This is a genomic window from Arthrobacter sp. A5 (assembly GCF_051131705.1).
GTDB lineage: Bacteria > Actinomycetota > Actinomycetes > Actinomycetales > Micrococcaceae > Arthrobacter_M.
The window spans coordinates 4,335,911-4,349,957 of record NZ_CP180316.1; the positions used below are offsets into that span (position 1 = coordinate 4,335,911).

Annotated in this window: 12 protein-coding genes; 4 read left to right on the forward strand and 8 right to left on the reverse strand. The window is 59.9% G+C overall.

The genetic code is table 11. The features are described from left to right. The first annotated feature begins 62 nt into the window (after positions 1-62). The 4 genes from ACLLJI_RS20690 (at position 63) to ACLLJI_RS20705 (ending at position 5,089) form a co-directional block, all read left to right on the forward strand. Positions 63-1,658 carry an ABC transporter substrate-binding protein gene (locus ACLLJI_RS20690; RefSeq protein ID WP_434616392.1) on the forward strand — a complete coding sequence of 532 codons (1,596 nt, stop codon included), beginning with the start codon at positions 63-65 and terminating at the stop codon, positions 1,656-1,658. 106 nt (positions 1,659-1,764) lie between these two features. After that, on the forward strand, positions 1,765-2,745 hold the full coding sequence (trxB, locus tag ACLLJI_RS20695) for a thioredoxin-disulfide reductase (RefSeq protein ID WP_434621729.1): 981 nt from the start codon (positions 1,765-1,767) through the stop codon (positions 2,743-2,745). A 42-nt stretch (positions 2,746-2,787) separates the two neighbouring features. Further along, positions 2,788-3,114, forward strand: coding sequence for a thioredoxin (gene trxA / locus ACLLJI_RS20700; protein WP_283559637.1), 327 nt, complete (start codon positions 2,788-2,790; stop codon positions 3,112-3,114). Positions 3,115-3,382: 268 nt separating this feature from the next. Beyond that, positions 3,383-5,089 carry an IS1634 family transposase gene (locus tag ACLLJI_RS20705; RefSeq protein ID WP_434616395.1) on the forward strand — a complete coding sequence of 569 codons (1,707 nt, stop codon included), beginning with the start codon at positions 3,383-3,385 and terminating at the stop codon, positions 5,087-5,089. A 2,969-nt stretch (positions 5,090-8,058) separates the two neighbouring features. On the opposite strand, the gene ACLLJI_RS20710 is transcribed toward ACLLJI_RS20705, so the two are convergent. The 8 genes from ACLLJI_RS20710 to rpmH all read right to left on the reverse strand — a co-directional run bounded on the left by ACLLJI_RS20710 (position 8,059) and on the right by rpmH (position 13,684). Continuing rightward, entirely contained in the window at positions 8,059-9,075 is a 1,017-nt protein-coding gene (locus ACLLJI_RS20710; protein ID WP_283559636.1) for a ParB/RepB/Spo0J family partition protein, read from the reverse strand. An 85-nt stretch (positions 9,076-9,160) separates the two neighbouring features. After that, positions 9,161-10,045, reverse strand: a complete 885-nt coding sequence (locus ACLLJI_RS20715) for a ParA family protein (RefSeq protein WP_434621732.1) — start codon at positions 10,043-10,045, stop codon at positions 9,161-9,163. Between the two features lie 379 nt (positions 10,046-10,424). After that, positions 10,425-11,063: a 16S rRNA (guanine(527)-N(7))-methyltransferase RsmG gene (gene rsmG / locus ACLLJI_RS20720; RefSeq protein ID WP_434616398.1), complete on the reverse strand. Its 639-nt coding sequence runs from the start codon at positions 11,061-11,063 to the stop codon at positions 10,425-10,427. Positions 11,064-11,123: 60 nt separating this feature from the next. After that, the gene (locus ACLLJI_RS20725; protein ID WP_434616401.1) at positions 11,124-11,669 is read right to left on the reverse strand and encodes a protein jag; all 546 of its coding nucleotides are present in this window, start codon (positions 11,667-11,669) and stop codon (positions 11,124-11,126) included. Further along, positions 11,669-12,634: a membrane protein insertase YidC gene (gene yidC, locus ACLLJI_RS20730; protein ID WP_434616404.1), complete on the reverse strand. Its 966-nt coding sequence runs from the start codon at positions 12,632-12,634 to the stop codon at positions 11,669-11,671. The genes ACLLJI_RS20725 and yidC overlap by 1 nt, the downstream gene beginning before the upstream one ends. A gap of 15 nt (positions 12,635-12,649) precedes the next feature. Continuing rightward, positions 12,650-13,051: a membrane protein insertion efficiency factor YidD gene (yidD, locus tag ACLLJI_RS20735; protein WP_434621735.1), complete on the reverse strand. Its 402-nt coding sequence runs from the start codon at positions 13,049-13,051 to the stop codon at positions 12,650-12,652. Positions 13,052-13,089: 38 nt separating this feature from the next. Beyond that, complete coding sequence (gene rnpA / locus ACLLJI_RS20740; protein ID WP_283559631.1) at positions 13,090-13,479, reverse strand: ribonuclease P protein component; 390 nt, start codon at positions 13,477-13,479, stop codon at positions 13,090-13,092. A 67-nt stretch (positions 13,480-13,546) separates the two neighbouring features. Next, complete coding sequence (gene rpmH, locus ACLLJI_RS20745) at positions 13,547-13,684, reverse strand: 50S ribosomal protein L34 (RefSeq protein WP_196395440.1); 138 nt, start codon at positions 13,682-13,684, stop codon at positions 13,547-13,549. Positions 13,685-14,047: the final 363 nt, after the last annotated feature.

The window sequence follows — 14,047 nt, forward strand, 5'->3', positions numbered from 1 at the left end:
GCTGATACGCCCTGCGCCGCCTTCCGGCGCGTGGGCGCCGCTGGTCTTTGAAGGAGGATGCGGTGTCACAATCCGTTGACGTGGGCTCTGTCCTCGGCGGACGCTACAAAGTGACCGCTCATGTCCTGGTCACCGCCGAGCACGATACCGTGCTGGACGGCGTTGATCAGGTCCTGAACCGACCCGTCAGTATTCTGGTGGCAGGCCCCGGTCATGCCGGGAACCTCACTATTGGTGCCCGTGAGGTGGCGACGGGAGAAAGACATGCGAATCTGCAGATCCTGGATCTGGGCACCAGCGATGGCGCCACTTATCTGATTTCCAACAAGAGCGCTGCGGCGGAGCTCCTTGATCTGGTGGTTCCGACCGAGCCTTTTGTCGAGCCCGTTTTCACCGACACGCTGGGAAACGAAATCTTCGGCATACCCCGGGCTGAATCGCCCGACAGCGCCGACGGATATGACTATGTCTACGAGGATGATTCCCCTGTAGAGCCCGGTGCCTCCACCCCTGCGTCCGCGTCCCGGCAGCAGGACGAGGCCGCTACCAGGTCCGCTCCGGCCGCATCCGCGATGGGCGGGAAAGCCACGGGCGCCGTTCCCCCGCAGCAGCCAGCGGCTGCTCCCTCGGAACGTCCCGCGCCGCCCGTGGTGCGTCCCACCTCGATCAAGGCCCCCCGCCGGCAGCCCGCCTCGTCAGCCCCTCCTGCCACCGCCAGCCACGCTCAACAGGGGACGTCGGCTGCGCCGCTCGTAAAAGAGCCCGTAGAACCGCCGGCTAAGGAGCCCGCAACACCGCCGGAGCCCTCAGCACCCAAGGTGACCCTCTGGTCCGAAGAGGACTACGGGTTCCTTAACCACGAGCACGCCGCCGAGCCCGCCACGGGCACCGGGGCGAGGTCATCGGGAGCCGCCCGTGCGCCGTCGAGCTTCCCCGCTTCCGCACGGGAAGCTAGTGTCGAATTCGATGAAAATGCCGAGGAGGATGACGACGCGGCCAACGCTCCGCGGACGAGCGGGCGCTGGCTTGTCGGTGGCGTCGTCTCAATCATCATCGTCGCCGCACTGATTCTGGCCGTGACCAACCTCGGCAGTTGGTTCGGCGGCAATCAGAGCGCTGCTCCGGCATCGTCCCACTCGCAACAGCAGGCTTCGGCCAGTTCCTCCGCCACGGGTGCCGGTTCTCCCTCTGCGCGAGCCACACCGGCGGTTGTTCCGGCCATCGCTTCGGTTGCCCGTTTGAGTCCGGATGCCCCCACCTTGGGCCAGGAATTCGACAACAAACTTCCCACCACTTTTGACGGCAACCCTGCTACCTTCTGGCAGACACTGGAATTCTCCAATGACACGTTCGCCGGGCTAACGTCCAGCATCAATCTCGTTGTCACGTTAAAGGCAGCCGCAGATATCAGCACGGTGGCACTGGCCCAGCTCGGCGGGTCCGGCGGCAGCTTCAAGCTGCTGACCAACACCACACCGACGCTGGACGGTGCCACTGAGATCGGTACCGGCAGCTTCACGGCTCCCAGCATCACCCTCAGCGCGCCGCAAGGCACGAAGGCACAGTACGTCATCATCAGCTTTACCCAGCTGCCCAAGCAGCAGACGTTCCAAACGTATCCGTACGGTGTGAAGATCGCGGAAATCGTTATCAAGTAGGCGCGGTTGCGCACGTAATCTGTGGTTGCGTCCCCAACCCATCTGGAATAAGGTCCGCCACGAATCAGTTGTGATGGTGGCAAGCCCACCCCAAATGGGCCCATCTATGCAGGAAGAGGTTCTCCGACCCGTGAACACCAAAGCAAGTCCGGCCCCAGAGGTTCGGGATGTCATCATTGTGGGTTCCGGCCCGGCTGGTTACACCGCTGCCGTCTATACTGCCCGCGCCAACCTGAAGCCGTTACTGATCGCTGGCTCGGTCACAGCCGGCGGTGAATTGATGAACACCACTGACGTGGAAAATTACCCCGGATTCCCCGACGGCATCATGGGTCCTGACCTGATGGAACAGTTCGAAAAGCAGGCCGAGCGGTTCGGCACCGAGATCATGTTTGAGGACGCAGCAACACTTGACCTTGCCGGCGAGGTGAAAACCATCACCCTTGGAGACGGTCAGGTGTTTGCTGCCCGCTCCGTGATCATCTCGACCGGTTCCGCGTACCGGGAGCTGGGACTGCCCGATGAAAAGCGCCTGTCCGGCCACGGAGTCAGCTGGTGTGCCACGTGCGACGGTTTCTTCTTCAAGGACCAGGACATCGCCGTCATCGGTGGCGGTGACTCGGCCATGGAGGAAGCTCTGTTCCTGACAAAGTTTGCCCGCACCGTGACCGTCGTTCACCGCAGGGACACCCTGCGTGCGTCCAAGATCATGCAGGATCGGGCTCTGCAAAATGAGAAGATCAGCTTTATCTGGAACTCAGAAGTTGTTGGTGTCGACGGCGAAACGAAGGTCTCGGGTCTGCGCCTGAACAACCTCGTTACCGGAGTGAAGAGCCCCCTTGCCGTAACGGGAGTTTTCGTTGCCATAGGCAATGACCCAAGGATTGACCTCGTCAAGGACCAACTGACCCTGACCGCGGCCGGAACCATAGCCGTCGACGGCCGATCGTCCAAGACCAGTGTCCCCGGCGTCTTTGCCGCCGGTGACGTCATCGATCCGACCTACCGGCAGGCCATCACGGCGGCCGGCTCAGGGTGTGCGGCTGCATTGGACGTGGAGCACTTCCTCTCCGACCTCGACTCCTGAAAACTTAAACGTAATACCCGTCCAAATCAGAAAGAGGATGCCATGAGCAATGCCAAGAGTGTCACCGATGCAACCTTCCAGGCAGACGTCATTTCCGCTGACAGGCCCGTAATTGTCGATTTTTGGGCCGAATGGTGCGGACCTTGCCGAAAATTGGGACCGATCCTGGATCAGATCTCGGTTGACTACGCGGACAAGATCGATGTGGTCAAGGTGGACATCGACGAAAACCCGGCCATTGCAGCCCAGTACGGCATAACGTCCATCCCTGCTGTCTATTTGTTCCAGGCCGGCGAAGTGAAAAGCACCGTCATTGGTGCCCGGCCGAAACAATACTTTGAGAAGGAATTTGCCGACTACCTGCAGTAATTTCCGCTAGGGAAATTTCAGCTAAAGAAGTTTCAGCTGGAGACGGGGTTCAGCAGCGCCTGGTGGACGGCGGCCGGACAAAGGCAAACGGACTTTAGGCTGAAGTTACGTGGGCTCGTTCCCCGGTTTCCCTGCGGATTCCGGGGAACGAGCCATTTTTATGACAATATTTGTAGCCACTAAATTCTTTCGAATACCCCTCCATTTTCGTAACCGATCGGCGTATTCTTCCGGTATGAAGCAGTTGACGTCCGCAATGCATGTAGCCGTGAATACTTCCAACCGTGTGAACAAGAACGGCGTGGAGGTCCAGTATCGTTCGGTGTTGCTGCGGCGCAGCTACCGGGAGGAAGGCAAGGTCAAGCACGAGACCCTGGCCAACCTCTCCGCCTTGCCTGAACCGGCGATTGAGACGCTGAAGGCGTCGCTGGCAGGCAGGACGATGGTAGAAGCCGGTGCGCAGCTGGTACTGGCTCGTTCCCTGCCGCACGGTCATATCGAGGCGGTCTACGCCCTGGCGAAGGGGCTGTGTTTCGAATCAATGTTGGGGCCGGCCTGCCGGGAACGGGACCTGATCATGGCCCTGCTCGCGGCAAGGATCTGTGCGCCGTCGCCGAAGCTGGCGACCTTGTCCTGGTTCGCTGACACCACCCTGGGACCGGACCTGGGGCCAGTGAGCACCGATGACCTCTACCGGGCAATGGACTGGCTCTACAAACGGCAGGGCCGGATCGAGAAAACCTTGGCGAGGAAGTATCTGCGCACCGAGCAAAACCCGGAGAAACCGGCCCTGTTCGACCTGTCCTCGTCCTGGGTAACCGGCACCCACAACCCGCTGGCCGCCCACGGGTACTCGCGGGATAAGAAGCGCGGCGTGGAGCAGATCGAGTACGGGATGCTGGCCACCCGTGCCGGGATCCCGATCGCGGTGCGCGTGGTGCCGGGGAACACTGCGGACCCCGCCGCCTTCATTGGCATCGCCGCCGAAATCCAGGCCCTGGCCGGGGTTGATGACATGGTCATGGTCGGGGACCGGGGCATGATCACTTCCGCCCGGATCCGTGAGCTGAAAAAGACCTCCCTGGGCTGGGTCAGTGCGTTGCGTAACTCCGCGATCCAAGCCCTCGCCGAGGACCAGGGCCCTTTGCAGATGAGCTTGTTCGATGAGCAGAACCTGGCCGAAATCAGCCACCCGGACTACCCCGGTGAACGCCTGATCGCCTGCTATAACCCGCCCGTGGCCGCCCGCCGCTCCCGCAAGCGCGAGGAGCTACTGCAGGTCACCGAAGAGCGGCTAAAAGTCATTCAGGCTGCGGTGAGTGCCGGCCGGCTCACCAACGCCGGGAAAACCGGGGTGCGGGTCGGTAAGACCGTGGGGCTGAACAACATGGCCAAGCACTTCATCATCACGATCACCGACACCACCCTAAGCTACGCACGCAACCCCGAATCCATCGCCCGCGAAGCGGACCTGGACGGGATCTACATCATCCGCACCAGCGTTGACGCGGACACCATGGACGCGGCCGAGACGGTGCGCGTCTACAAGGCGTTGGCGAACGTGGAAAAGATCTTCAAAACCCTCAAATCCAGGGACCTGCAGATCCGCCCGGTCTACCACCACACCGAAGAACGCACCCGCGCCCACGTGTTCCTGTGCATGCTCGCCGGACACCTGACCTGGCACCTACGCGAGGCCCTCAACCCGCTGACCTACACCGATGAGAACCGGCCCGTACCCGAGGAGCCCGTGGCTTCCGTGCACCGCTCCATCGCCGCCCAAACCAAGGCCCACACCCAAAAACTGGCCGATGGCACCCCGGCCCGCAGCTACCAAGGCCTACTCACACACCTGGCCACCAGGACCCGAAACACCATGAACATTATCGGCACCACCGGCACCTTCGAACTACTCGCCGTCCCCACGCCGATCCAGCACCAAGCCGCGATCCTCATCCAAGACCACACAAAGTAGCCAGACACCCCAGACGCAAAGACAGGAAGGTCCCCGGAAACCCGGGGACCTTCCTGTCTTAACTAACGTAACTTCAGCCTAGGGAGCCGGTGCGGAGTGACCCGATGTGATGGGCAGTCCGCGCCGGCTTCTTTTGTTCGTGAACAGCCGTTTGTGAACGGCCGTTTGTGAACACTTGTTTGCGGACAGTTGTTTGCGGACCAGACGAATTGCTTTGATTCCGGACAACAACTCCGATGTCTCCCGGCGACGGTGGAACCGCCACTTCACTTGGCCCTGCACCGGGCCGGATCAGGTACAGTGCGTATCCGAAGGTGGAACCCAATAACGCCGCCGAACCGTGACCCAGCCAGGGAATGCTCGTGGGAGAAGCGCTCATGGGAAACATGATGGAGCTTGGAGCGATTGCGTTCGTCGACTATTCGGTGCTCAGAATCGTTCCTGAGGAAACCCGTCGGGCCCTCCGCCCCGCGCCCAGCCGCAACGTGCAGACCGAAAATGCCGGTCTGGAGGCTAGCGGCATCGGTTGGGTTCTGGATGGCCGGTGTGCTGGTTCACGGCCTGGCATCGTCCGAGGCGCGTTGGCCGGCAGTTTCGTTTCACGTGAAACTACCGAAGCGAACGGGCTCGATGCTGGTGGTCACGGAACGGCTCCGGCGCCACCGCTTCGTCCGCAAACCCCAGACCTTAGTTGTGCGTTCGCGCCGCCACCTTCGCCGTATTTTTCAGGAGGGCGCCCGCTCCGGTGCACAACGCCTTCTTGGCTGGTGCAACGCAACTTCTCAGAAATTGGCGCCTGTCGCTGCACGAGCAAATGCCAACCATGAGCTTTCCGAGCCGGCCAACGGTCGCGTCTTCAATCTGCGTTGCAGCGGGAGCCAGCCCGATAATACTACCCGCAGGTCCACGCGCTCCCGATTTTCCCCTTAACGTTTCCGTAGTTCCATCCTTGTTGATGTGATGCAGGACGACAGCAGGAAAGCCCCTCTTGGGGCGATGGAGAGTACCGCGACCGACGCAGGACGGTAGGTTACCGCCAGCTAGGACCGCGGAGAGCACCGCGACGGACGCGGGACTGTATGGTACCGCCTCCTGGGCCGACAGAGAGCGACGCGACGGACGCAGAACATCAAAGAGGGCCATGGGCGCCCGACGCAGTCCAATCGGCCCTTAGAAGCCCCTACAGCCGTGTTCCCAATGGACCTCTCCGACGGTGGGAACATGCATCTTAGGGACGTCTCCGAGGCGTCAGCACCGACTTATTTACGGATGGAGGGTGAACTCGACTATGTCCTCGCTGCCGGTTGTTTCAGAGTCTGCCCCTATTCGCCAGCTCCCCTAAATAAAGCCAGTAAGACAGAGACGGCGTCGTTTCCGCATTCCCTGCCGCCCCGGCTGCCTGGGGGCTCGCTGTTTCACGTGAAACCACATGGTGGTACAGTACACGCCGGAAGCTATAGCTGCCTTTCGCGCACTTTCAGTCCCTGGAGGACGCCAGCTGCGTGATAAGGGCGATGGACGATACACGGGCGACGGGGGCAATGTTGATTGCAACCTGCTGGTACGCCGCGAATCCCTCCGTTCGGGGAATCATTTTTGGCAATCGGAGTGGATTAATGCGGAGAGGATCACCCAGGGAGCTCGGCTACGTGCCTGCCATGTCCTTCTGCACGACTCGCCCCTCCTTCCTCTCCAAGCTTGGAAGACCTCCTGACGGTGAATTTCGGTTTCACGTGAAACGGCTTGATCCGTTTCACGTGAAACGGCCTGATGTGCTCAATGTCGCGATGATCCTGCGGGCTCCACGTGCCCGAAAACTATTAGTAAAGACCTATTTGCATCCAAGTAATCTCCAAATTTTACGACTGCAGAAACTCCGGAGAGTACCGCAGGGGCAATATCGCAACGCGGCCGCGATGGGCGGGGCCTCGATGGGCGCTGCCGAAAGACGAATAACTGCCACAACCATTAGGCGATGACTGCTATGTGTCCATACTTACAACGGATATCCAGACATCAACACTGTCGCCCCAATGAAGGCCCTCAATCATCGTCCACCAATCAGCAGTGGCATCGACCTTCCTAATTGCCCGCAATATCGCTCCCGGATTCAAGTGGGTCTGCCGCGGCGGATACCCAGCATCGGCCAGCATCCGCTACATCGGTGACGTCCGCAACCCTCGTAACCGCCGAGGCATTCCCCCTGCAGCAACGAAAACTTTGTCCTCCGAGGACCGTTTGGCGCGAACCGGGCCGGCGACCCCTTCTTGTGAACAGAAAGCACCCCAGACTGGGGACTACGTGCCTATTTAAGACATCCGCGCGTACCTCCTCCGCCATGGGCAACGCCACAAGCAACCGCCACCGCCAGCGCGTTTCACGTGAAACGGCCTGACTATTCACGTCGTCGGAATGGGACCCCGGACAACGGACGCTTGTTTCACGTGAAACATCGGCTCGAACCCAAGACGTAGCAACCCCAACCGGGAGATCGGCCCGCTGACGCTGGGCGCACGAATCCACCCGTCCTACAGCAACAAAAACCTCCGTTGCTTCCTCTTTTTCGCAGCCCTATAACATTGACGGCAGATGCGGCATCTCCGTCTCTGGTACGAGGCAGGTGCCCAGCGGCTAGACGTTCCGCGCTAGAGCTCGTCCTTGTGGGAACGCGTCAACAGTACCCCTTGTGCAATTTTGCTGCCCACCGGGGGACCAGATAGGGCCGAAACACGCCGCACTGGCTGCCAAACGGGCATGCTCGACATGGCTTAGAATCGATCCTGGAGAAGCCTGACACACCCGCTTACGTCTGAAATGGCGTCGGGGAGCGGACCCTGCGGCATCCTTTGATATTTCGGCTAAGGAACAAAGGGACGTTGCGACACATCTCCGAGAGCCGGAGCAGCCTTGTATCGTCGGACCATCAGTTGAAGCTAAGGCCCGGCCTGAGAGACAAAGCAGACGTATTGCTAGGAGCTGGCTCCGGGCGCCAAAACGTCCATAATTCGGTTAAGATCCTCTACGGAGGCAAATTCGATGCTGACCTTTCCCTTCCGGGCTCCAAGCGTGATCTTCACGTTTGTATCAAGCTTGTCCGAAAGAGAAGTGGCCAAGTAGTCAAGGCGTTCGTGACGGGGACTGGTCTTCGGTGCTGGAACGCGGCCATCCGCGTCCGGGGCTTGATAAAGAGTTACAGCCTCTTCGGTTCCGCGTACCGACATTCCCTCCGCGACGATCCGCTGCGCCATCCGCTCCATGGCCACTGCGTCCGGCAGGCCAAGCAGCGCCCTCGCATGCCCAGCGGAGATAATACCTGCGGCAACCCGGCGCTGAACCACGGCCGGTAGTTTAAGCAGGCGGAGCGTATTGGACACCTGCGGGCGGGAACGACCAATGCGGTCCGCTAGCTCTTCATGTGTTGTCCCGAAATCCTCGAGGAGCTGCTGGTATGCCGCCGCTTCCTCCAGGGGATTCAGCTGACTTCGGTGCAGGTTCTCCAGCAGCGCATCCCGCAACAGATTATCGTCGGTAGTGTCCCGAATAATGACCGGAATGGACTCCAGTCCCGCGAGTTGCGAAGCGCGCCAGCGACGTTCACCCATGACCAGTTCGTATGGCTCACCGCCTTTTTCGGAGGACGTACGAACCACTATGGGTTGCAGCACTCCGACTTCCGTCACGGAGTGGACCAGTTCGTCCATTTCGTCCTGATCGAAGGTGGTCCTCGGCTGCTTACGGTTCGGGTGGATGTCGGTGATGGGCACCTCGGCAAACCGCGCCCCGGGGACCTCCATTAATCCCTGCGCCTCCGCTGTTTCACGTGAAACAGCGGACCGAGAAACCTTCTTCATGGTGGCTTCAGGAAAGAATAGGTCTACGGGCCGTGATCCGGACTGCGCAGACCCGCTGGCGCCCCCGTCCGCTGCGGCCGAGTTGGGGATAAGCGCGCCCAAACCTCGTCCGAGTCCCCTACGTTTTTCGGTCATGGACAGATCCCTCCGCTGGAAAGGCCCATCGAGCATCGGGCCATGTTGTTCTGGTGAAGTCTTAATGCCGGCGATAGAAGAGAGTCTAGCGTTCAGCTATCTCTGCCGCGGCTTCCAGATAAGACAATGCGCCGGTCGACGACGGATCGTAAGTCATTACTGTCTGCTGATAACTGGGCGCCTCGGATATCCGTACGGATCGCGGAACAACCGCCTTGAGAACCTGATCCGGAAAATGTTCCCGGACATCCGCGGCGACCTGCGCAGCCAGGTTGGTCCGCCCATCGTACATTGTCAGCAGGATCGTGGATACTTCCAATTCACCGTTCAAATGCTTTTGTATCATTTCGATGTTATTCAGTAGTTGACTAAGGCCCTCCAATGCGTAGTACTCGCACTGGATAGGTATGAGCACCTCGTTGGCAGCACAAAAGGCATTGACGGTGAGGAGACCGAGACTTGGGGGGCAGTCAACAAAAATGTAGTCCAGTCGTTCTTCCCCGGACTTCTCGCGGTGCTGGGCGTACGCATCCAAAGCCCGTCGCAGCCTCTGCTCGCGTGCCACCAGGGATACCAGTTCAATTTCAGCGCCGGCCAAATGAATAGTGGCGGGAGCACAGATCAGATTGACAATATCCGGGCAGGGTGCAACAACGTCAGCTAGCGCAAAATCATTGATGAGGACATCATAGATGCTGTCCACATCTGCGTGGTGCTCCACTCCCAGAGCGGTCGAAGCATTGCCCTGCGGATCGATGTCCACAACGAGGACTTTCAGGCCGGCCGAGGCCAAGGCGGCGGCAATGTTCACCGTCGTAGTCGTCTTGCCGACACCGCCCTTTTGGTTGGCGACCGTCATGATCCGGGTCTTCCTGGGCTTCGGCAAACTACGGCCCAACAGCCGCTCGCGCCGCTTTGTTTCGCTGACGAGCTGGCGCGCAATAGGACTGCCCTCGTCCATATTGTCCATCGCGCCAGCTGGTGGTTCAATGACGGTTTCACGTGAAACAGAACCGCCGCTGCGTTTATCAACCTTAGATGGTTGTTTGATGAACTGGCTGGTCGCTTTTGTCTGTGCGGTGACCGATTGTGACCCCGAGCGTGCCGAGCCCAAGGATACAAAGGGCGGGATGCGCCGCGAAGCCGCTTCGCTGCTGATCACAATGACACTCTCACTTTCATAAAGCTGTGCTTGCCGTTCTCTAGCCTAGCCGCTGCAGCAGACAAACCCGGCGGAGAAACGGCAGTCTGGCGAGCCCTCATGTGCGGCCAACCCTGATGTGCAGCGGATCCGGTCCAGGTCCTCGACGGCGGGACGCGCAGGCCGTACCCCACCGGAGAACGACGTCCTACCTCTTCGAAACCCGAATTCTCACGACCGTCGTCGGCTCGTCCAAAATGCCGACTCCGGCTGTTACAACGCTCGTCTGCACGCCGCCTAACTTGCGGATGGCCTTGGCTGCTTTATCCAACTCCTCCTGGGCACTTCGTCCCTTGATGGCAAGCAGCTCTCCGTCCCCGTCCAGTAAGGGGATTGTCAGACCCACCAGCGTGTCGAGTGCAGACACGGCGCGGGCAGTCACAACGTCGCACGTAACCCTCCCGAGCGCCTGTTCGGCCCGCGCCCTCATGATTTCCACGTTATCCAGCCCGAGATCCATCACCACTTCCTCAAGCCACGTCACGCGCCGCTCCAGCGGCTCGATCAGGGTGACCTGGAGATCCGGACGCGCCAGCGCCAACGTCAGGCCCGGAAGTCCTGCGCCGCTGCCGACGTCGGCAACCCTAGCGCCGTCGGCTATCAGCTCGGTCACGACAGCGCAGTTAAGCACATGCCTGCTCCACAATCGCGGAACCTCTCGCGGACCAATGAGCCCGCGCTCAATGCCGGACGTTGCCAGATGCTCGACGAACCGTTCGGCAATCCCCAACCGCGCGCCAAAAATTTTTTCGGCAGCAATAGTTTCGGCACCGTTCAGTTCAACCACAAATATCTCCTCGGACCTGCACCATACCCGGCGCCCGGAATGGCATCGAACAAACCAACGTCACTCCGCCGCGGAGACCACAATGTGGCGATCGGTACCTTCGCCCTCTGATTCACTGATGAAACCCAGCTCCGCAATGGCGTCGTGGACAATCTTGCGCTCGTAAGCCCCCATGGGGGCAAGCGAAACGGGCTGCCCGTTATCCTTGACGAGTTCGACGGCGTTCTGGGCCAGCTTCGCCAGCTCACCATTGCGCTCCAGCCGGTAGCCGGAAATATCGAGCACCAGCCGGGAGCGGCTCTCGGTCGCCGATAGCACCGAGAGCCGGGTCAGTTCCTGCAGCGCTTCCAGAACCTCGCCGCCGTCGCCGACCAGTGACTGCAGGTTGGAACTTTCCTCATCGGAGACAATCGAAATATATGTCCGCCCGTTGCGGACTTCAATGTCAATATCTCCATCTATATCTGCAATGTCCAACAGCTCTTCCAGATAGTCCGCGGCGACGTCGCCTTCCTCGTCGAGCCGGCTTACACCCGTACTGAGTGCTGCGTCGGAGGCCTGAGCGGCATCATCGGGGGCAAGCTCGGCGGGGCTATCGGCAGTCATTACTTCTTCTTCCTGTTCTTGCGCTGCGGTTGTTGGCGCTGGCCGGTGGGCTCAACAATTTCCTCGACGATTGGTTCCGCTTTCCTGCTGGCACTCAGCAGCGGCAACCCCTTAGCTACGCGGCGCTGCTGGTACTCGCGGTAGGCCGGCGAGCCGGGCGTCGGCATCTTGCGGATCACGAAAAATTGCTGACCCATGGTCCACAGGTTCGTGGTGGTCCAGTAGATAAGGACACCAATGGGGAAGTTTATGCCGCCGATGCCGAACACCAGCGGCAGGACATAAAGCATCATTTTCTGCTGCTTCATGAACGGGCTCGCCATGGCGTCTTCGGACATGTTCTTGGACATGATCTGCTTCTGCGTAATGAACTGTGAGGCAGTCATGGCGAGGATCATGATGATCGAAAGTACGACGACGGCTACGTTGACGTCGCCGTTTTGCACCTGGGGCAGGAACGCGGAGGAAAGGGGCGCACCGAAGATCTGCGCCTGGTCGAACTGCAGCACCTGCTGATGGCTGAGCGCGCCGATTCCTTCCTGCGTCTGGGTGGCTGCCTTGGATACGCCGGACAACACTTGGAAGAGCGAGAAGAAGAACGGCATTTGGATCAGCATCGGCAGACATGCCGAGAACGGGTTGGTCCCGTGTTCCTTGTACAGCGCCATCTGTTCCTGCGCCATCGCCTGGCGGGAGAGCTGATCGGTCTTGCCCTTGTACTTGGCCTGCAGCTTCTTCATATCCGGCTGCAGGGCCTGCATGCCCCGCTGGGCCTTGATCTGCTTCACGAAGACGGGTATCAGGGCGGCGCGGATCACCAGGACCAGGCCGATGATGGAAAGGGTCCAGGTCCAGCCCGAGGAGGACGGTAGTCCAATGCTGGTCAGCCCATCATGGAAGACCACCATGATCCATGACACCACCCATTTGAATGGCGCCAGGATTGTCCCGAAGAAATCAAACATTCTTTTCTATTCTCCTCAAGCCGCTTCACGGCCTTCTGCGTCTGACTCAACAGCTAGAAACTCGTCTGGATGGTTCAGTTGGATTATGTACGGGACCGCAGCGGGATCGGTGCCGTGCGAGTGCGGGGCGCCGGGGACGTGATCTATGCCTCCTGCATTCCACGGGTGGCATCGCAGAAGTCTCCGCCCCGCCAGCCAGCTGCCCCTTACCGCGCCGCGCAGCAGAACGGCTTCCAAGGCATAGGCGGAGCATGAAGGGAAGAACCTACAGACAGGTCCGTACAGCGGCGAAATCAGTTTCCGGTACAGGGTCAGCAGCAGGATCAATAGGTTGCGCGGCAGATTCCAGATTGAATGACCCAGAAACAGGATAAGCCGGCGCCGGGATCCGGAAGCCGGCAGTTGCCACCGGTACATCGGAGGGACGGACGGGGAGTGAACAGCACCACTGAATGTCATGGCGTGTTATTCCCTTCCTTGTCCGGCGCCGCTACCCTTCCGGCGGCCAGCCGGTCGAGCGTTTTGAGGCAGGCATTCTGATAATCCTTCACCAACTCCGGCCAACAAGACCCGGCCGACACAGGCAGTGCCCTGACTACAATATTGAGGCCGGCGGGATTCTGCCGCACAGTTGCTGCCGCAGCTTCTCTTAGTCTCCTCTTAACGAGGTTCCGTGCAACAGCGTTCCCTACAGTCTTCGCCACGATGAACCCGACCTTCGTCGGTTCATCCGCGGCGGAAAGCGCCGCATATAACACTAAGTTCCGGCGTCCGTTGCGGACGCCGGAACGTACTGTATTCGAGAAGTCGGCCGAGGCCCGTAATCGATTTCGGGTGGCTAGCACCGTCAGATCAACTGCGGGTGGATCGGATTCAACAAAACGGTATTAGACAAAAGTCCGGTGTTGTAGATTAGGCCGACAGTTCGATGCGGCCCTTGCCGCGGCGTGCCGAAAGGATGGCACGGCCTGCGCGGGTACGCATACGAAGGCGGAAGCCGTGCTTCTTGGCACGACGGCGATTATTCGGCTGAAAAGTCCGCTTGCTCACGTTGGGTTACTCCAAGACAATCAAAGATGCGCCTTGCCCGTAATACAGGGGAAGAACAGGCCGACGCGAAGAATCAGGTGCCCACCGGCGCCAAATATCGGCGCATGCCAAACGGCACATAGTAGACACAAAGGACTTCACCACATTAGGTCATCCGGTACTCTGCAGTCAAATGGCGCTTGGTCCAAGCCTTGGGTTGCCGTAGGCCGAGAAAGCTCAATGAGGACCCCCGGGCGACGGCTTTCAGGCACCTGAGCTGCCGTACTGTGAGAATTATCCACAAGGTCTTTCCCTGCTATCTTCTGCCGTTTCCATCCCTTAGGCTAGCCCAGTGGCAAGTTATCCACCGGCTGTGAATAACTC

What these genes read in the sequence shown, in the direction of transcription:
- trxB (WP_434621729.1), top strand. Translation starts at nt 1,765, where the DNA reads ATGCAGGAAGAGGTTCTCCGACCCGTGAACACCAAAGCAAGTCCGGCC.
- trxA (WP_283559637.1), top strand. Translation starts at nt 2,788, where the DNA reads ATGAGCAATGCCAAGAGTGTCACCGATGCAACCTTCCAGGCAGACGTC.
- ACLLJI_RS20710 (WP_283559636.1), bottom strand. Translation starts at nt 9,075, where the DNA reads ATGACCGAAAAACGTAGGGGACTCGGACGAGGTTTGGGCGCGCTTATC.
- ACLLJI_RS20715 (WP_434621732.1), bottom strand. Translation starts at nt 10,045, where the DNA reads ATGGACAATATGGACGAGGGCAGTCCTATTGCGCGCCAGCTCGTCAGC.
- ACLLJI_RS20725 (WP_434616401.1), bottom strand. Translation starts at nt 11,669, where the DNA reads ATGACTGCCGATAGCCCCGCCGAGCTTGCCCCCGATGATGCCGCTCAG.
- yidC (WP_434616404.1), bottom strand. Translation starts at nt 12,634, where the DNA reads ATGTTTGATTTCTTCGGGACAATCCTGGCGCCATTCAAATGGGTGGTG.
- yidD (WP_434621735.1), bottom strand. Translation starts at nt 13,051, where the DNA reads ATGTACCGGTGGCAACTGCCGGCTTCCGGATCCCGGCGCCGGCTTATC.